General features: G+C 55.7%; 11 protein-coding genes. 4 read left to right on the forward strand and 7 right to left on the reverse strand.

What is annotated here, in order from left to right; all coding sequences use genetic code 11:
• Positions 1–143 precede the first annotated feature (143 nt).
• Positions 144–2,114 carry a GMC family oxidoreductase gene (locus tag BMX66_RS07245; RefSeq protein WP_255398856.1) on the forward strand — a complete coding sequence of 657 codons (1,971 nt, stop codon included), beginning with the start codon at positions 144–146 and terminating at the stop codon, positions 2,112–2,114.
• Positions 2,115–2,272: 158 nt separating this feature from the next.
• Here the strand turns inward: BMX66_RS07245 and BMX66_RS07250 are convergent, their stop codons facing one another.
• The 6 genes from BMX66_RS07250 to BMX66_RS07275 all read right to left on the reverse strand — a co-directional run bounded on the left by BMX66_RS07250 (position 2,273) and on the right by BMX66_RS07275 (position 11,509).
• The gene (locus tag BMX66_RS07250; RefSeq protein ID WP_090880255.1) at positions 2,273–4,207 is read right to left on the reverse strand and encodes a hypothetical protein; all 1,935 of its coding nucleotides are present in this window, start codon (positions 4,205–4,207) and stop codon (positions 2,273–2,275) included.
• A gap of 20 nt (positions 4,208–4,227) precedes the next feature.
• Positions 4,228–5,085 (reverse strand): hypothetical protein, encoded by an 858-nt coding sequence (locus tag BMX66_RS07255; protein ID WP_090880258.1) that lies wholly within the window; start codon positions 5,083–5,085, stop codon positions 4,228–4,230.
• Positions 5,086–5,098: 13 nt separating this feature from the next.
• Positions 5,099–7,627 (reverse strand): cytochrome c, encoded by a 2,529-nt coding sequence (locus BMX66_RS07260; RefSeq protein ID WP_199679294.1) that lies wholly within the window; start codon positions 7,625–7,627, stop codon positions 5,099–5,101.
• Between the two features lie 141 nt (positions 7,628–7,768).
• Positions 7,769–9,598, reverse strand: a complete 1,830-nt coding sequence (locus BMX66_RS07265; protein ID WP_147432045.1) for a hypothetical protein — start codon at positions 9,596–9,598, stop codon at positions 7,769–7,771.
• The gene (locus tag BMX66_RS07270; protein ID WP_090880265.1) at positions 9,553–10,578 is read right to left on the reverse strand and encodes a hypothetical protein; all 1,026 of its coding nucleotides are present in this window, start codon (positions 10,576–10,578) and stop codon (positions 9,553–9,555) included. The genes BMX66_RS07265 and BMX66_RS07270 overlap by 46 nt, the downstream gene beginning before the upstream one ends.
• Positions 10,579–10,834: 256 nt before the next feature.
• Positions 10,835–11,509 (reverse strand): ankyrin repeat domain-containing protein, encoded by a 675-nt coding sequence (locus BMX66_RS07275; RefSeq protein ID WP_143058216.1) that lies wholly within the window; start codon positions 11,507–11,509, stop codon positions 10,835–10,837.
• Positions 11,510–11,744: 235 nt separating this feature from the next.
• Here BMX66_RS07275 and BMX66_RS07280 point away from each other — a divergent pair, with 235 nt between their 5' ends.
• A complete protein-coding gene (locus BMX66_RS07280) occupies positions 11,745–12,284 on the forward strand; it encodes a DUF3617 domain-containing protein (protein ID WP_090880270.1) in 540 nt (179 codons plus the stop codon).
• A gap of 15 nt (positions 12,285–12,299) precedes the next feature.
• Here BMX66_RS07280 and mpl read toward each other — a convergent pair whose 3' ends face one another.
• A complete protein-coding gene (gene mpl, locus BMX66_RS07285) occupies positions 12,300–13,703 on the reverse strand; it encodes a UDP-N-acetylmuramate:L-alanyl-gamma-D-glutamyl-meso-diaminopimelate ligase (protein ID WP_090881025.1) in 1,404 nt (467 codons plus the stop codon).
• A 323-nt stretch (positions 13,704–14,026) separates the two neighbouring features.
• Between mpl and lptD the strand changes: the two genes are divergently transcribed.
• Both lptD and BMX66_RS07295 read left to right on the forward strand, forming a co-directional pair.
• Positions 14,027–16,876: an LPS assembly protein LptD gene (gene lptD, locus BMX66_RS07290; RefSeq protein WP_090880273.1), complete on the forward strand. Its 2,850-nt coding sequence runs from the start codon at positions 14,027–14,029 to the stop codon at positions 16,874–16,876.
• A 78-nt stretch (positions 16,877–16,954) separates the two neighbouring features.
• Complete coding sequence (locus BMX66_RS07295) at positions 16,955–18,286, forward strand: peptidylprolyl isomerase (protein WP_090880276.1); 1,332 nt, start codon at positions 16,955–16,957, stop codon at positions 18,284–18,286.
• Positions 18,287–18,336 lie beyond the last annotated feature (50 nt).

Here is an 18,336-nt window from a genome sequence, read left to right on the forward strand (position 1 = left end):
GGCTGGTGCGCCCCCGTGCGCGTTGTCGAAGGGAGAAAATGCAAACAAATGCACCCGCCGGCGCCACAAGAAGGTTTTTCTTTATACTGATTTCAGAACTGTCCTTTGAAGGCCGTTGCTGAAAATACTTCTGGGTTTCATCCTTGATCTCCCGGCGTAGTTTTATCAAGTTCGGCGCCTTACTGCTGTCGGGCGCAAGCACCCTTCTGACGGGATGCACCTCCCTTCTCTGGAAGGGAGCATCGCGGCCGTTCGGTCCCCTGGATTGTCCGCCATCTTCCGGCAACAAATACGATTATATTGTGATTGGCTCCGGTGCGGGGGGAGGACCGCTTGCCTGTAACCTCGCCCTGAAAGGTTTCCGCGTGTTGCTGCTGGAAGCAGGAGGAGAAGAGAACCCCTGCGAATATTATGTTCCCGCCTTTCATGCGCATGCTTCGGAACATGAGGCCCTCCGCTGGGATTTTTTCGTACGCCACTATGCTGACAACGACCGGCAGAAATTGGACGACAAGTTCAGCGCTGAGCAGAACGGCGTCCTCTATCCCCGTTCCGGGACGCTAGGCGGGTGTACCGCACACAACGCCATGATACTGGTTTATCCCCACAACAGTGATTGGGACTATATTGCCGAGTTGACAGGAGACGCATCCTGGCGCAGTGAGAATATGCACAAGTATTTCAAGCGCCTGGAACGCTGCGAATACGCGAGCAGGTTCGAAGGACCGGAAAGCCGGCATGGATTCGAGGGCTGGCTGCCGACCAACCTGGCCGAACGCGAAATGCTGCTGAACGACAAGGTTTTGAGGAAGCTTGCGAAAGCCGCGCTGACCGAATCTCTACGCAGCATTGTCAATCCTGTGAAACGTACCCTGCTTAAATTGAGGACTCACGGCGACCCCAACGATTGGCGTTTTATCCGCAGGAAACCGGAGGGTCTGTGCAAGATACCGATCACTACGCAGAACGCGCGGAGGATGGGCACACGGGAGTATATATCGCGAGTTCGTGAGCAATGCCCGGGCTATCTTGAAGTAAGAATCCACGCATTGGCACAGCGCATCCTGCTTGATGGTCAGAACAGGGCTTACGGAGTGGAGTATCTGGCCGGCGCTCATCAATATCGCGCCGATCCCAGGCATGAGTTGGCGACTCCCGGCGTGACGGAAACCGTGCTTGCGGAACGGGAAGTGATTGTCTCGGCAGGCGCATTCAATACGCCGCAGTTGCTCAAGCTTTCGGGGATCGGCCCCCGGGAAGAGTTGGAGGCTCATGAAATTGAAGTCAAAGTGGACCTGCCTGGAGTGGGAGAAAACCTTCAAGACCGGTATGAAGTAGGAGTGGTAACACGGCTCAAGCAAAACATTCCCTTGATCGAGGGGATGGAACTTCGCTGTCCCGCGCCAGGCGAAACCCCCGATCCACAGTTCACCCAGTGGCTCCGCCAGGAAGGACCGTACAGCACCAATGGCGCTACGCTAGCTCTCATGAAACGCTCGTTTCCCGAACGCCCGGACCCGGATTTATTTATTTTTGGCCTGATCGGCGATTTTCGGGGCTATTATCCCGGCTACTCCAAGGATATCAGCAAGGCGGAAAACGCCTTTACCTGGGCCATTCTAAAGGGACATACCGCCAACACCGCCGGGCGCGTCACGCTTCGTTCCGGGGATCCCCGGGACGTGCCTGACATCAATTTCCATTATTTCTCCGAGGGCACCAATGCCGGGGAGGATATGGAATCACTTGTTGCCGGAGTGGAAACGGTTCGAAATATCATCAAACGATGTGAGGACGTCGTCGACGAGGAGGTGCTGCCTGGACCCGAAGTCAGAAGCCGTGAAGATATACGCGACTTCATCAGGAATCAGGCCTGGGGACACCATGCTTCCTGCAGCTGCAAGATGGGACCTGCCGGCGACAAGATGGCGGTAGTGGACAGCCGATTTCGTGTTCACGGAACCCGGAATCTGCGAATCGTGGACGCCTCGGTTTTTCCCAAAATACCGGGGTTCTTCATTGCTTCATCTATCTACATGATTAGCGAAAAAGCAAGCGATGTAATTTTGGAGGACGCGGGCTGGGAACGCTTCATAAGCAGTCCCAAGTTATAATCCCGGGTTTATCAACTCCAGACGAATGCCGGCCCTATCTGATGGCGCTGCTGGCATCTCGCATATATAGACTCTGCGCACCTGCTCAGCACGAAGTCCGGCGATCCGCACGTCCTGAAGTTGAACAAATCATTGATTGCTCGGCCCCGTCCGTTCCGTTACTCCCGATGGGCAGTGGCGTCCGCGGGCGGCAGGCACCGGCGCAGATTCTCATAGCCATGCGCAACCATTGCCCGCGCATCGGGCACCCGCCCAGTCTCGGCGCGCAACCACTCCGCGACGGTATTGCGTAGCACGGCGATAGACGGATGAGGCGCGGCCTGGACCCACGGGCTGCCTTTGCGTGACGCGAGCGGCGGCGGCATGGGTACCTTGTCGCGCGAAGCGGGGGGAGCATGCCACATTGAGAGGCGCACGAAGATCCTGGGTGCGCACTGCGCGAGGCTTGCGCTGACTCTGCGTTCATCACCCGCAAGGAAGTTGGGCGGAAAGCGCTCCGCCGTCAGATGACATGCTCCGCACGCCTTCTTGAACGCTGCACCAGGCTCGGGAACAGGACCCGTCATTTCAAGGTCGGCCTGCGCTGGTTCAAGTAAAACCGCTGTCTGGCAACATATGTCCTGGGTATCGAGACCAAGCGCCAGGCGCAGCCGCATACGGTTGATCGGGGCATCGGACCAGTTAAATTTTGCAATTATCGCGCGTACGTGGGCGAAGTCTTCGACAACAGCAACCGTGGCTTCTGCCTTGTCGCGCTCATGGGTCACGGTAATCCTCTCGATCAGGTTGCCGTCCGTCGTGCGGGCTCGCAAGCCATGGCTTGTTGCAATTCCGTTCTTGAGCGAAAAATGAAGCGATGGCTCATCACCGATTGCCAGCGCATCGATAAAGTTCGTGCCGCCACGCAGCGTGAACTCGCCGGCGCAGTCGTATCGTTCTCCGGAGAGCGTGCAAGGAGCAATATGTATCCGTCGTGCTGCCTGAGTGGCATGGCGTGCAAGCAATGCATCAAGATCGTGTATGTCTCTCTCGGCTATGAGATCGGCTAATCCCACAACGAAGCGGCGTGCAAGAAGCAGCGGATCGCTCGCTATCCACGTCTCAAGCGGTGTACGGGGCGCTAACGGATCGAACACCGCGAGGACGTGGGACTGCGCCACGCCTTGGGTCCCGGGCGGAAATGCGAGCGGATCACGGTTAGGAATATCTGGATTCGGTATCGCAAGGCCGGCAGGCCATCGCGCGGCAAATCCAGGCGAGAGGGTCTGCGCGAGAGCGCTCACATCGAAGATGCGTCCTCCCGACAGACGATACTGCACCGCAGCTGTTATCGCCAAGACGCGGCAGGCCATATCGCACGCTTCGCGCCAGATGCGCTGAGTTACGCTGATAAGATTTGCCCGGTCGGTCGCCTTGTCAATAATATCCGGCAGATCAATGCCGCGATGTACAGGGATTCCGTAGAACAGCTCTCTCACCTGCGAAAGCTCTTCCGCTATCTTGGGATTCGCGTTTGTCTCATCCCATACTTGCCGCGAGAAAATTGGCGAATGATTCTGGTGGCATGAGATGCATATATTCCGGTTCGCGTAAACCAGCCGCGGCGCGCTGTCCTCCCGGTAGTTGCGAACCAGCTGAAATTCAAAACGCGCGGCGGTCTCGTTGTAGCTGATCACCTCGATAAGGTTCATCTTCTCCTGATAAGCCAGATATAGCCGGTCTCGGGCAACCATCGGGCCCGCGCCCTCGCCTGTTACCGCGACAACCGCGCGCGGGTATTCAAAGAAGTCAGGCGCAGCAGCGGTCCGCTGCAGCGAACGGCCGAGCGGGATCAGCACGGGAGTGGTGCACCCTCCGTCCGTGCATCCGATGTGCGCTTCGACCTTCCGCACCAGGGCTTCAAACGGGAACGGAATGCCGTCGGCTGCTATGAAATCAAAGAGTGAACGGCCGGCTGGCGGGAGCATCGGGCCAGGCTTTGCGGGATCGACAGCCCAGATCGCCTTCTCGCACGTCGGGAAGCAACCATCGCTGGCGGCTGCATCCGAAATGTAGACCAGGGAGATCATTAGAGTCACGCCAATGCGGCGCATGCCTTTACCTTTCCCTTTCTTTACCGGTGAACTACTGATCTGGCCTGCTCCCCTGGCCAGCAATCCTGCCGGGTTTTGCCCGTCTTCAGGTACTCCGGGGAGTGGCGTTCGGCAATTTCCTTATTGTAGAGCGTGAAGTTGAGTAAAAAGATCTTGCCGAGATAAGCGCGGCCGAGATAGAAGCCCGGCCGTATCATACGGATCTCATCGCGCACCTGCATGCCGCGCCGTCCTGCCAGAGAGTCAGGCTGCTCGCGGTAGCCGGGAATCTCATCGTTATAAGAATAATCGATGACTATCGACTCGCGACGTGAATCGAGCAGGCTTTGGCCACAATAGAGACGCGCCGGAAACATCAACCATTGTTTCTGCCCGTTCACGGTGACATTGGGAATTGACGTAAGGTCTCCGCTGACAAGATGCTCAAGCGACGCCATGTTCTCGACGCGGTTTCGGGCCAGGCGGCTATCACGATAGAAGACCTTCTTACTCCAGAGGTATTTGCGGAGAAGCTCGAATTTTGTCGTTTTGATCCTGGCGGCAATATCCGGTAAGCCATCGGCGAATCCGGCGGTGAGCCTGTTGCCAAAGGTGTCTTTTGGGGAAAACGGGCTGCCATCGAACAATCCATCGGGGATAGCGCCGGCAGCGAGGCGAGCATAGATCTGGTCAATCTGCTCCTGGTCATAGGCGATAAGAGTTTCGGGGGTGAGCTTCGCAAGATCGGCGAGAGCGAGCGGGAACTCATGCTCCACTCGGGCAAAATCGGGCTTGCTTGCGTGAAGCTCGCCATAACGGCCGAACTTGATCTCGGAAGTCGGCAGACCTTTGCAGGCCGCAAGCATAATGCCCGCACAAACAATGATCATTCCTTTCATCAGGATCTCATCCCTAGAGTGTCGCGAGAAAGGCGATGAGCGCGTTCTTGTCACTATCGGACAAGTCCTCTCCAAAGCGATGACCCTCATTCTCGACATCGGCAGTGCATGAGCTGTAGGCTGCCACGAGGTCCGGAAAGCCCCGGATGGCCTCGACCATGCGATCAGGCTCCTTTGTGATCTTGCCGGCCAATGAACGCAACTCCGCGGCAATTTTTTTACCCTCCACTTCGCCGAACTGCCTGGCGAGCTTCTCATCAAAGACGTCCGGTTTGAGCCTTGAGAGAATCATGTCATTCACGAACATCTTGTGCTGGAAGCTCGCAACACCCCCGACGCTGACACCGGCCGGCAGTTCCAGGGTAAGGCCGAGCAACCGCCCTTCTTTTCCATCCCAAATCCGCGGCCCAAGCCCCATGCGTATATCCTTATCCAAGCGGGAGAGCTTCAGCACGCGCTGGCGGGGATAGAGCAGAGCCTGCATTGAAGCAACGTAGAGTTTGAAACGTCCCTCGACGCTCGGGTCGTACCCCCAGCAGCCCGGCGCTTTGTCAGCAGGAAGCGCCTGCTTATTCGCATCCACGTAGGGGGACCGGTAGAAATCGTTTGTCTTGTTTGCCGGATTTCCGCAAAGCTCCGGGCCGACGGAATTATTATGCAGAAACGGAGCATGTGCCCAAAGAGACAGCAGCGAGATGTTGCGGTAGTAGCCCCGGCCGCCGTCGTGCGGCTCACGAATGTTCGGATCCGGCGGCCGCGCACGAAGCGTCTCAGAGCCATACTCCTCCCAGACGTTGCCGGTCATATGATTCGAGTGGAGCGAACGACAGCGATGGGTACCAACTTCGGAGGCGAATAGGGCCTGGTCAGAGCCCAACCAGTCGGCGCGCATGCCGGTGAGGTTCAGCGCCCTGAAATCGCGACTCCGGAATGCGCCGCCGGTCAGCTCTGAAATAGACGAATGGCACCGCGCGCACTTGTCGGCAAACACCCTGCGGCCGCGCACCACCGCGTTATTCCCAAACTGCTTGTTCAGGTCATGTTCCAGATCCGCCTCCGTGTAGGTGGCCGTCGCATCAGATTCGCGCAGCGCGAGTTCGCGGGCTCGTGCAAGATCGGTGGCATCGCCCTCCCTCGATAGGAGAAAGTCATGGATGTTCTCCACCCGGTCCTCAATAGCGCGGAAATTTGCGCAATCGCGCCGGCACTGACCGATATCGAGCGGCGTCTGGCCAAAATTGCGGCCCCGTGGGTCGAACTGGCGCAGATCTGTCAAGTGATTAGCCCAGCACTGTTCCGAACACCCTCCAATGTTGAAATAGACCCGCTGAATCGCCTCGAGCGCACCGATCGAGTCCTCGCCGCCCTTCAAGAGGTGGTGTACCGTAGCGGTCTCCGCGCCCCGCTGCCAGCACTTGCTGGCGCGGCCTGGCTCGCACCAGCAGTCGGGATCGCCAGCCGAACAGTTGGTAACCTTGCGCCACCGGGTGACCTGCTCGTTTTCGAATCGGGGGCGGGTCTGAGTATGGATAATTGCGTTCGTCGTACCGGGATTGTGTACCTGATCAGTAGCGATCGCCGAGGTGTCCGACGTTCCAGGCCGCGCATGCGAAAATATCTGCACCTCGAGCGTAGTGCCCGGCATGCCGGAGGTAAGCACCTCGGAGATCCGCGAATACTGGTTGCCGACGATGCCCCTGATGTTTTCCTGTTTTGGATTGGCGGTATCTTTGGGAGGTTTTAACGGGTTGAATGAGGCATGGCAGGACGCGCAGGCGATGCCAATCAGAAACGGTGGCTCGATTGAACCATCGGCAAGACGAGCCAGCTCGCTGTCACTTGAATGGGGTTCTTTCTCGGAGGAATAGCGGTATCCGTCCCAACTCGCAAGACCTCCGTTTACCTTGATCCATTGCGCCTTGTCAAAACGGGGGTTGGGAAACTTGCGGAAACCGATGGCGCCGGTTGAGGTGCCAAAGGCGAGATCGCAGGCGGACTGGCGCTGATCCTTGACCGTATGATGCGGGTCGGTCCTGCTGGGTGGCGCGTCATTGTAGTCGCATGCCGGATCCCGGTAGCCCGAACGCCCGACATACCTGAGTAATTCCTCATCGCCGGGGCACCATTCGAACCCATAGGTTTCTTCAAGATTTTTCGCCGGACAGCCCACGGCGCCGGGTGTACAGCACTCCGGATCATTGATGATGCCCCATGCGGCGAACCGATCATGGTGCTCATTCGCGTTAAGCACGCGATACCAGTCGATCAGCACATTGAAGCGTTGCGGAAACAGGTAGGTGTAGAACCGGCTATTCCCGGCGGTGGCCTTATACCAGATCTCGCGGCCCGCTCGCTCCGAGGCATTGAAACCGGAATCGCCTGAATAGAACCCGGCATTATCGAGCACAGGCGATGCTGTCGTAGCAGAAGCAGTGGGCGTCTGCGCAAGAGCGATGGGCAACGAGATATAGATTGCCACCGCAGCAGTTGCTATTGCCGCGCCGATCCACACGCGCCGGATGACAAATGTCGCTTGTTTCATGTCCTCCTTCCTGGCAGCCTGCCGGACCTAAAACAAATCGACGGCAAAAGCGTCTGGCTGGTCACTTTTTCGCTTCGATTCTTCAAATCCCGCAGGCTGCTAGCTGAAGGAAATAAATTTCAAATGCGCCCTCACATCTTCTCAGCCTCCGCTTGGCAGTGGAAAGAGTAGCTGACCATCGGTTTCATCCAGGTTTTGAAGGACAGGGTGCGCTTCCATGAGAAGCCGCCGCTCCACCAGCACGCTGTACAGACGCTCCAGTTCATCTTTCCGCTTGTCGGCGCCTGCCGATTCGAGCGCGGTTTGCACCCGTTTTACGTAGTTCGTTATCCGTTTCTGCAGTTCAGCAACGGCGTCCGCCGAGGTCAGCAGTTGGCGGAATTCATCGGCGCTTGAACCCGGAGCTGGATTGGCCTCGTTGATGCGGGAAACCACCGCCTGCGTGAGGAAATCTTTCGTAGTATCTCGCGGGACAGTTACTGGATCTACTCCCGCGCCAACGGGAATGAACTCGAACTGATCCGGCACGAACTTCAGCAACTCGGCGCGCTTGACCGAAAAGACGGGCGCTTCCAGGTCTACAGCCAGTACGGCGGCAAGAAAGTGCGGTGTAATAACGCCGAGTTGCAACGCCTGATCGATAAGATCGTTCTCTACAAAACCGGCTTCCGGCACAAACCAGCCGAAATGAGTGTCGCCGCGCACTCCGTTCAAAAGGAGTTTGAACTTCTCAACAAGCTCCTTGTTCTCCTGTTGACTCAGTTTGGCGAATGTGGAAAACGCGTTTGCATCGGTCAGTTTGAGCCCACCCAGTCCTCCCGTGCCGCCCCCCGCAATCAGTTGAGTGTTGAGGAAGAATGACGACGGGATTTGCATGTCGAGTTCCGGGACAAAGTCGGCAGCACTCCCGAAGGGATGTATTCCTGACGTGTTGCGGGATGAAATCAGATTGATTTCAGTCGTTTGAAACAAGGGCCTCAGCAGGCGGCTGCCTTCCAGCACCGTCATGCGTCCCGTGGAGGAAATCGAAGGAGCCGCATTTCCATCATCGCGCTTCAGCGCTGCGTTCAGACGCGAGCTGTTAAACCGCTTGAACGTGGGAATGAGAAAGTCGGTCTCAAGCTTGTCTGCCGTGGAAAGTCGCTGGAAGGGACGCGTGTTGGCCGCGGGCCATTTGTCAGGATTGGGCGAGTTCCGGTCGAGATAGTCCGCTACAAAACTTCCCCCTACCCCGGCATGCCAATTGTTCCAGGGAAAAAACAGCTCCTTCATGATCGGCGCACCCACCACATGACATCGCAGGCAGGTTCCCGCTCGTTCCGAGGGGGTTTGCAAGTCTGCTTTTTCCGATGACCCCCGAAACTTCCATATCATCGCATCTGTCGACGAGCCGGCGGAATCCAGCTTGTAATAGTTGTATCGCCCTCGTTGATCATCCCAGCCCCACGCTTCAATCTCGCTGTCTTCCGGAAAGCCGTTCGGTCCAAACGAGAGTGACAACATCACGTTACCCTTGAGTGACTCGCCGCCATTCGTACCGTCGAACGTCAGCACCGCGCGCCGCGAGCCCGCCTTTACGGTCTGGACGATACGTTCGCTAACCACGAATAAATGCCGATTAGCAGCGTTGGGCTGTATCGCGTTCTGCACGTCCGTGAGCGTCACCTTGTCGGCCTTATCCTTGAGCAGCAGGTTGAAGAATGGATCACCAAGGTCGGCAATTTCCGCAGCCGTCAATAACTGGGGTTGAGATTCATTCCTTGTCTGCTTGAATTGCAGCGTGGATGACTGGGCATAAGCGAAACCGGGCGCGACCAATACGAATAATCCGGCAACGACAATGGCGCGTCCTCGTATTATTCCGGTAACCCGTACCCGAAATTGGTCAAGTATCCCAACAAATTTTCGCCAGGCGCCCATTCCAATCACTCTGGCCCGCGCGAACTGGACTCGACACCGACGCGCGCCCATTCGGGAAGCGCCGCGTTTGGCGCTGCCAGAACGTCGGCCGCGACCTGGAGCTTACGCGCAATCTGCGCTCCTGTTCTAACTGGATTTCCGTCCACGGTCAACCCGGCCGCGATAGTCAGGACCGCTCGCCGTGCGTTCCGGCTCACTACCCAGCTCCCCTGATTTTGGGCAGGATCGTTGATGTCTATCGGACTATTATTGATCCTCCAGACCCCATCCAATTTCACAATACGCACGCCCCCCGGGTCGCGCAAGCTCAATCCCAGATTACCCCGGACGCTCCGCTGCACTGCAGCACACAATGCGGGATCAGAACTTCGTGCGGGCCCGCACGCCGCTCCCACGAGTGAGCAGGTATTTTCAGGAGTACCTTGCGTTCTGCGAACACTGCACGCTGCGAGTAAATTGAACAACGCATTGAGCGTATTGAAGCGCTGGGTCAGGCAGAGTATCCCCTTTTCTCCGTTATTCCACGGGTTTTCCTGCAGATGAGCTCGAAACATCCGTGCACGCCCGAGAGGCGGACCGGAAGCAGGATTGAATCCCTGGCCAAACAGCTCTTCCGCTGTCGGGTTTGCGCCGGGCATCACATCCTGGATGGCGTTCACCAAATCGCTGAAACCAAGTGCAGCAAAAGCTTCAAAGTATTCCGGAAATTCCGTGGTAAATGTTACCTGCGCCAACCCGTCCCCGTTTGTTTCTGTGCGCCATTCCACGTATTCGTCCTGGTGCTCGAAACGGTCACGATCTATCAACGCATCGGTCGCCTGTGCCGTTATGGGAAATGACGACCAGTCTACACTCACCTCCTGGCGCGTCTGGCCCCCGGACAGCTGATCGAACGCTTCGAGCCAGGTGAAACCGGAATTGACGCGACGCGCAAATGTGTCATAGAACCCCTGCATCTGCTGCTGAAAAATATCGGCTACCTCATTGTTACCCAGGAAATTTCGTCCTGCCGGGTCTGAGTATGGGAACATGTCGCCCCCCTTGGAAGTCAGGTAAGGAATTTAAGGTTGCGGACTTGATTCAAAAGTAAACACCAACAATTTATTATAGTCAGTGCATTTCCTCATGCTTATTTTATTTGCCTGGTTTTTATTTCTGCCGCAAATTTCTACCTGGTTTCTATCTGATTCGCGAACGGCGGGGCAGGGCAGGCAGGTTATGACTCCCGGAATTGTCTGTCGGGTTCACTTAACTATTTTGGTTTGCCTGGCTATTACCTGTGACTTACTATTTGGCGTCCGCCTTCTTGAGGAGCTTTACCACGTCCTGGTGACGATATTTCGATGCAAGCATCAGCGCTGTGGCGCCATTACCTGCTTTTGCATTCACACTGGCCTTACCGGCGAGCAGTGCCTGTACCACGCCGGGATGACCGACCTGCGACGCCAACATCAATGCGGTACCGCCATTATCCAACCGGGCATTCACATCGGCCCCGGCTTCGAGCAGCATCTTCACTATCTGCTGATGTCCCTCCTGGGACGCGTGCATCAATATTGTGAGGCCATCGCTCCTCCTCGCATTCACATCGGCTTTAGCGGCAAGCAACTCTTGCACTACCTGTTCATGGCCTTTTTGCGATGCCCGCATCAGTGCGGTAGTACAGTTGTCTGTCTTGGCGTTTACGTCTGCCTTGGCTTCAAGCAGCGTTTGTACCACCTCTTCGTAACCATTTTGCGATGCTGCTATCAGCGCGGTGGTGCCGCCATCCACCGTGGCATTCACATTGGCCTTGGCAGCGAGCAGCGCCTTGACCTGGGCAAGATCCCCCTTGCCGGCCGCAGCGATGAGTTCGCTCTCCCCCACGGCCCACGCACTCGTTGAAACGCAGAATAAAGTTATCAGCACGCTCCAGACATACGTATAGTTCGACAACTTTATTATTTCAGTTCCGCTTTTCATGACATATTCCTGATTTTCGATTTGCAATAAAAACGATAACTGCCTATCTCCGCCCCCATCCACTTGCCACCCATGCCACCCATACTATCGCACTTTTTCTGCCTTGTTCTCCCGGACCCCTACCGAAGGTGAACCGATCCGGATTATCCCGATCAAACTAACGATTCAAACAACAATACTCTAACCACCTCAACAAATAAATATGAAAGCCATGCGCTACTGTTTTGGAGATCCGATGCGAAAAAGCCTTATATCCCTATCATTGCTATCAATTGTTTCCGCAGCAGGCGCGGCCGAAAATACGGAGAGTATGGAGAACAATGTACGTCCCGGATTATGGGAGGTAACAACCACGTCGATGTTGTTGGCTCTGGTGCCGCAGATTCCGCCCGATCAAATGCAGAAATTGACGAGCCTGGCAAAGCAATACGGCTTGGACATGCCCCGGATCAAGGATGGTGCGGCAACATCCAAAATCTGCATTACTCCACAAATGGCGGATCAAAAAATTCCATCCTATTTTCATGCATATCAATCAGGCTGTAGTATCCAGAATGCAATCAGGACAGAAAATACCTACAAAATGGATCTCGTTTGTACGAACCCTCAATTGAAAGGAAATGGAAGAGCTGAGGGAACATTCACGAGTCCCGAGAGCTTCTCGGGATGGACCATATTCAATGGCACGGTACAAAACAGGCCGATCAATGAACATGCCGACACGACCGGTCGATGGATTAGTGCGAGTTGCGCAACATCGAAGACGCTGTACTGATTTTTTACATCCGGCTCATCGTCTTGCAGCGGCTTCGCCCATGGTCCCGGCAGCGCCAAATGTATCCATTGCGCCCGTTGCCTCCATTCTCCCTAGCAGCTTTTCGTGAATGCAGCCGAAGCCGCCATTGCTCATGATGAGTACGTGGTCGCCGGACTGAACAGTGGTTGCGACAGCTTCGATTAATGACTCCAGGTTGTCATAGGTCGCCGCTCTTGAGCCGAGGGAAACCACAGCCTCTTTCACGTCCCAGCCCAGGTTGGCGGTATAGCAGAACACTATGTCCGCTCCTGCCAGGCTGCTTGCCAGACTGTCTTTCCATATACCCATCTTCATGGTGTTGGAACGAGGTTCCAGCACAGCGATGATGCGCGCGCTCTTCACTTTTTCACGCAAGCCATCGAGAGTTGTCCGGATCGCAGTTGGGTGATGCGCAAAATCGTCATACACTGTAACGTCCCTGACCACACCGCGCACTTCCATGCGACGCTTGACGTTTTTGAATTGTCTCAGCGCAGCAACGGCCGTGGTCACCGGTACGCCGGCATGACGGGCGGCAGCCAGGGCAGCCAGGGCGTTCATCCGATTGTGTTTTCCCAGTAATTCCCAGTCTAGGGCGGCCTGGGAATCACCCCTGAAAGAAATTCCGGTTTGTCCGTCCGCCAGCACGCTGGCCTGCCATCCGTTCGCCACCCCTAGCCTTTCCACAGGCGTCCAGCACCCCCTGGTCAACACCCGTTCCAGACTCTCTTCCTGTCCGTTGGAGATGATAAGACCGTTGCCGGGAATTATGCGTACTAAATAATGGAACTGCTGCTCAATCGCGGCAAGATCAGCGAAGATATCGGCATGATCAAATTCCAGATTGTTCAGTATCGCCGTTCTCGGACGAAAATGGACAAACTTGGAACGCTTGTCAAAAAAAGCGGTGTCATATTCGTCCGCTTCGATGACAAAAAAATCTGAAAAGCCCAGTCGGGCTGATAACCCGAAGTTGCCGGGTATGCCACCAATGAGGAATCCCGGTTCCATTCCTGCGTATTCGAGTATCCATGCCAGCATCGAACTCGTGCTTGTCTTGCCGTGAGTACCTGCGACAGCCAGAACCCATTTGTCGCGCAAGACGTTCTCCGAGAGCCATTGCGGACCGGATACATAGGGAAGGTTACGGTTGAGAATCTCCTCCATGAGCGGATTGCCGCGCGCCACCACATTACCGATTACAAACAGATCTGGGTTCAGTCTGACTTGTTCCGGGGAAAATCCTTCAATCAGCTCAATCCCCTGGGAATTCAGCTGGGTACTCATGGGTGGATACACGCCAGCGTCGCAGCCGGTAACCTTATGACCGGCTTCTCGCGCGATGGCGGCGATCCCGCCCATGAAAGTGCCACAAATACCGAGAATATGAATATGCAAAGCCTGGTACCTGAATATGAAGTGATATTGCGCGCCATGATGCATTCCGGCCGTGTACAGTATACGCTCTCGTAGCTGCGCACAGCCCATGCATAGTTTGTCTTCCGTTTTTTGTTACACTTACGGCTTTTGTTCTCAGTTAATTTACCATCAAGGCCAACCGAGCAACTGGCTCAATACACGGCCCTCCCGATTTCCATCACCCCGGCTCAAATACGCTATGTGCCTCCGCGCTTCAACACCTGTGATTCGAGACTGATAAATCTGAGAAAGGCAGCTCATCCGTATGCTGATGGTGTCCTTTTCGGGCTGAATACCCTCAAATGAAATCGCGCTTTTCCCGACCCATCTGCTGGTCTGTTTTTATATTTTGCCTTGCATATAATGCGCGTGCCGACACACCAGCCCCAGCCTCGAAAAATAAATACGAGCGCGTAGCGCCGCCGTCACAGCCGGAAATCGATAGCAATAAACCTGTGCTTATCGACACCGAGCGTATAAAGGGTCACCATGAGTATGAAACGGGAGCCAATGGCGAAACTGAACTGCGGCATGACCGGGTAATCTCGGCAGATCAGAAGAAATCTCGCCAAAAAACCGATGATGCGGGAGTCGCAGGCAATGCTTCCATGGAACGTCCCGTCCATGCACCGGAAGCGGCGGAAGCACCGGAGGGTCTGCGATCCGGGCCGCAGCAGCACTATACACGATCGCCAAAAGATGAGTCCGCCCTGGCTGCTTCGCCTACCGAGGCGGAAAACCGGGAAAACCAGCCAAAACCTACGGGAATCGAGCGCATAACGGGGCACGCGCCGCAAGAAGATGAAGCCAGTCTACGCCATGGAGGCCCGAGCGCGCCCACCGGCGTGGCGTCGTCGCCAGCCAAACCGGCAGGCAAGCTGGCAGCGCCTAGCGCCGGCCCCGAGGCAGACAGGAGCAGACCGGGATTCACTGAGGCAGAGCATATTCGCGGACACTTGGCGCAGGAGAGCGAAGAAAGGCTCCGCCTCGACGGCAAGGCCGAGCCGGAGACTGGAATAAAGGCGGCAATGCCCGACGTAGAGACAGAGACAAAAAAAACCAAACCTGTATTTATTGCAGCCGAGCGCATGCAGGGGCACACGGAAAAGGAAATCGAGGCAATAGGCAACGCCGAGCTTTCCACGGGCGAGCAATTCATCTCCGCCAACCGGTTGAAATATAATCAGAATACCGACGAAGCGGAGGCCGAAGGCGGCGTCCGTGTTGAACAACGCGGGGACATACTGGAGGGTTCCAAGCTCAAATTCAATCTGTTAAGCAAAACCGGCGAGTTAACCGGCCCCAACTATCGTTTGAAGGATGCAAGCAGCCGGGGCTACGCCGATGTGCTGCTATTTGAAGGCGAGAACCAGTATCGGCTCAAGCAGGCCACTTATACCACATGCCCGGTTGGAGATAACGGTTGGAACCTCCAGGTAGCCGACCTGAAACTCGACGATGAGGATAAAGCAGGCACCGCCAGAAAGGTTAAACTCTCATTCAAGGATGTACCGATCCTCTATACGCCATGGATGAGTTTCTCATACAGTGGAAAACGCAAGTCGGGCTTGCTTGCCCCCACGTATGGCGCCAATCGCAGGACCGGGCTCGAAATGACTGTGCCCTTTTACTGGAATATCGCGCCCAACTTTGACGCGACCTTCTCGGCGCGCATGATGTCTAGGCGCGGGATCCAGCTTAACAACGAATTTCGCTATCTGGGGGAGCGCTCGAGCGGGGCGTTACTGGCTGACATATTGCCGCAAGACCTGGATACCGGGCGGAGCCGGTGGCGCACAACGTTCTGGCACAATTATAATTTTGGCAACGGCCTGTCGAGCCGCCTCGACTATAACCAGGTTTCGGATGACTCCTATTTCCGGGATCTCGGCAACAGCCTGAATCTCACTTCAAGGACCAACCTGTTGCAGCAGGGTCTGGTGTCCTACAATCGAGCCCTTGGGGACGACGGCACGTTGAACGTAAATTCGCTCGTGCAGAGCTTCCAAACCATTCAGGATCCGCTTGCCTCCGTTGTTGCTCCTTATAAACGCCTGCCGCAGGTTTCTTTCAATGCACACAAGGCAGACGTTTTGGGTGCAGAGCTGAATCTTATCGGGAGTTGGTCGAATTTCTCTCATCCCACGCTTGTGAACGGCCATCGCGCGGTGATCTTTCCAAGCGTGAGCTATCCTCTTCGTAGCGCCTTTGGCTATATCACCCCAAAGGTGGGTGTGCATCATACCCGTTACAATCTGGACGCCACTGCGACCACGCCGGATGAAAGCCCGCACCGAACCTTGCCGATGTTCAGTGTTGACAGCGGCCTCGCTTTTGACCGCGATGTTTCATTTCGCGGAGAAAAATTCACGCAGACCCTTGAGCCGCGGCTCTTCTATGTTTACGTACCGTTCCGTGAACAGGCGCATCTGCCAAATTTTGACTCCGCCAGGACTGACTTCAGTTTTGCCCAGGCATTGACTGAAAACCGTTTCAGCGGCAGCGACCGCATCAATGATGCGAATCAGATTACCTTCGCGCTTACGTCGCGCCTGATCGAGCCGGGCACCGGAAAAGAGCGCTTGCGTGTGGCCGTTGGCCAGCAGTTAAGCTTCATCGATCGCCGTATAACATTGAATGCACCGGGAACGATAGACCGCAGACCGGATTTTGTCGCCGCAGTGACAGGATTTCTTACGCCGACGATCACCACCGATACAAGCATGCAATTTGACCAGACCCGATTTGTCGCGGATGTGGTCCGCTCAGGTTTGAGCTATCGCCCCGAGCCTGGCAGAGTACTGAACGTTGGCTACCGTTTTACCCGCGATGTATTGCATCAGGTGGATGCCTCGGGCCAATGGCGATGGTCGGAAAGATGGCAAACCATCGGGCGTCTTAACTACTCTCTGCAGGATGAGAGAATTCTGGAAGGACTGGCGGGACTTGAGTATAATGCCTGCTGCTGGTCGCTGCGGTTCGTGCTCCAGCATCTAACCCTTGCCACCCAGAGAACAACCACGCAGGCTTTTGTGCAACTGGAGTTGAATGGCTTGATGCAAATCGGGTCAAATCCGCTGACCGCACTGCAACGCATTCCCGGATATACCAGAATCGGCAGCCAGGGAAGCAGTATTACAGAAGGGCCATAAATCGAAGACCATACTCATCACTCTTCGCTTGAATCACCTCATTCCGTTCCTCTGCAACCTCTGATAATGCTTATTCACATGGGTACGAAATTGTTGCTACGTCCCCTTGTCCCCTTTATTCTGCTGGCATTGCTGATCGCCGACATCGTGGCTGCCCAGGAACCCGGCTATTACGATCGCATCCAGACGATAGATCATATTGTCGCGGTTGTGAATGAGAATGTGGTGACGCGCCATGAGCTGGATGAAGTGCTCCGGGCCACCCTTAAACAATTGGAGAAACAGGGAGTGCAGCCCCCTCCGCCCCCGGTACTGGAAAAACAGTTACTGGAGCGTATTATCGTTAACCGGGTCCAACTGCAACTTGCGAAAGAAACGGGCCTGACAATAAGCGATTCGGAGCTCGACCAGACCTTGCGCCGCATTGCTCAGGAAAACAAAATGTCGATGCAGGAGTTTTATAACGCGCTTGAGCAGGACGGCATCAGCTTCAATAAATTCCGGGACGAGATTCGCGATGAAATCATTCTGGTACGGTTGAAAGAACGCGAGGTAAGCAACCGGGTAAGTGTGACCGAGGGAGAGGTCGATAATTATCTCGAAGCACAGAGTTCCTCGGGCGGTAATAACGATGACGAATATCGTATTGCCCACATTCTGGTACAGGTACCGGAGGGAGCCGATGCCTCGCAAAGCGAAGTCAGACGGAAGCGGGCTGAAGCCGCTCTGGCACGGCTAAAAGAGGGCGCCGAGTTTGCCCAGGTAGCGGCGGAGTTCTCCGATTCGCCTGACGCTACGGAAGGCGGGTTGCTTGATTGGCGACCCGCTGCTCAACTAACGAAGAAGTTCGCCGAAGTATTGGTTTCGATGAAAAAGGGCGAGTTGACGCCGGTAATTCCGGGCCCGAATGGTTTTCATATTCTCAAGCTTGTCGATCGCCGCAATCAAAATGGCGCTGTAACAATGGTGGATCAAACCCATGCTCGTCATATCCTTATAAAAATCAGCGAGCTTACGTCTGAAGCAGATGCGAAGCGGCGCATAACGGATCTGAAAGAGCGCCTGGAGAACGGCGGCAAGTTTGAAGAACTGGCGAAAACCCATTCCGAAGATGCTACGGCGCCGCAAGGCGGCGACCTCGGCTGGGTCTCGCCTGGCGACACCGTACCGGAGTTCGAACAGGCAATGAATGCGCTTGAACCCGGCCAAATCAGCCAGCCCGTACAATCGCCGTTTGGCTGGCACCTGATACAGGTTGTCGAGCGACGTTCCCAGGATGTAAGCCAGGAGCGGCAGCGCCAATCCGCCCGACAGGCGATACGTGCGCGTAAAGCGGACGCCGCTTTTCAGGAATGGCTGCAACGTCTGCGCGACCGCGCTTACGTCGAATACAGGCTGGAGGAAGGTTAGGATCAGTAAATTGCTGAATGCCATTCCGGGCACCGGCGGGGCGCCATGGG

Origin of the sequence: Nitrosovibrio sp. Nv6 (genome assembly GCF_900110495.1) — a bacterium.
Taxonomy (GTDB): Bacteria; Pseudomonadota; Gammaproteobacteria; order Burkholderiales; family Nitrosomonadaceae; genus Nitrosospira.

What these genes read in the sequence shown, in the direction of transcription:
- BMX66_RS07250 (WP_090880255.1), bottom strand. Translation starts at nt 4,207, where the DNA reads ATGCGCCGCATTGGCGTGACTCTAATGATCTCCCTGGTCTACATTTCG.
- BMX66_RS07255 (WP_090880258.1), bottom strand. Translation starts at nt 5,085, where the DNA reads ATGAAAGGAATGATCATTGTTTGTGCGGGCATTATGCTTGCGGCCTGC.
- BMX66_RS07260 (WP_199679294.1), bottom strand. Translation starts at nt 7,627, where the DNA reads ATGAAACAAGCGACATTTGTCATCCGGCGCGTGTGGATCGGCGCGGCA.
- BMX66_RS07265 (WP_147432045.1), bottom strand. Translation starts at nt 9,598, where the DNA reads ATGGGCGCGCGTCGGTGTCGAGTCCAGTTCGCGCGGGCCAGAGTGATT.
- BMX66_RS07270 (WP_090880265.1), bottom strand. Translation starts at nt 10,578, where the DNA reads ATGTTCCCATACTCAGACCCGGCAGGACGAAATTTCCTGGGTAACAAT.
- BMX66_RS07275 (WP_143058216.1), bottom strand. Translation starts at nt 11,509, where the DNA reads ATGAAAAGCGGAACTGAAATAATAAAGTTGTCGAACTATACGTATGTC.
- BMX66_RS07280 (WP_090880270.1), top strand. Translation starts at nt 11,745, where the DNA reads ATGCGAAAAAGCCTTATATCCCTATCATTGCTATCAATTGTTTCCGCA.
- lptD (WP_090880273.1), top strand. Translation starts at nt 14,027, where the DNA reads ATGAAATCGCGCTTTTCCCGACCCATCTGCTGGTCTGTTTTTATATTT.
- BMX66_RS07295 (WP_090880276.1), top strand. Translation starts at nt 16,955, where the DNA reads ATGGGTACGAAATTGTTGCTACGTCCCCTTGTCCCCTTTATTCTGCTG.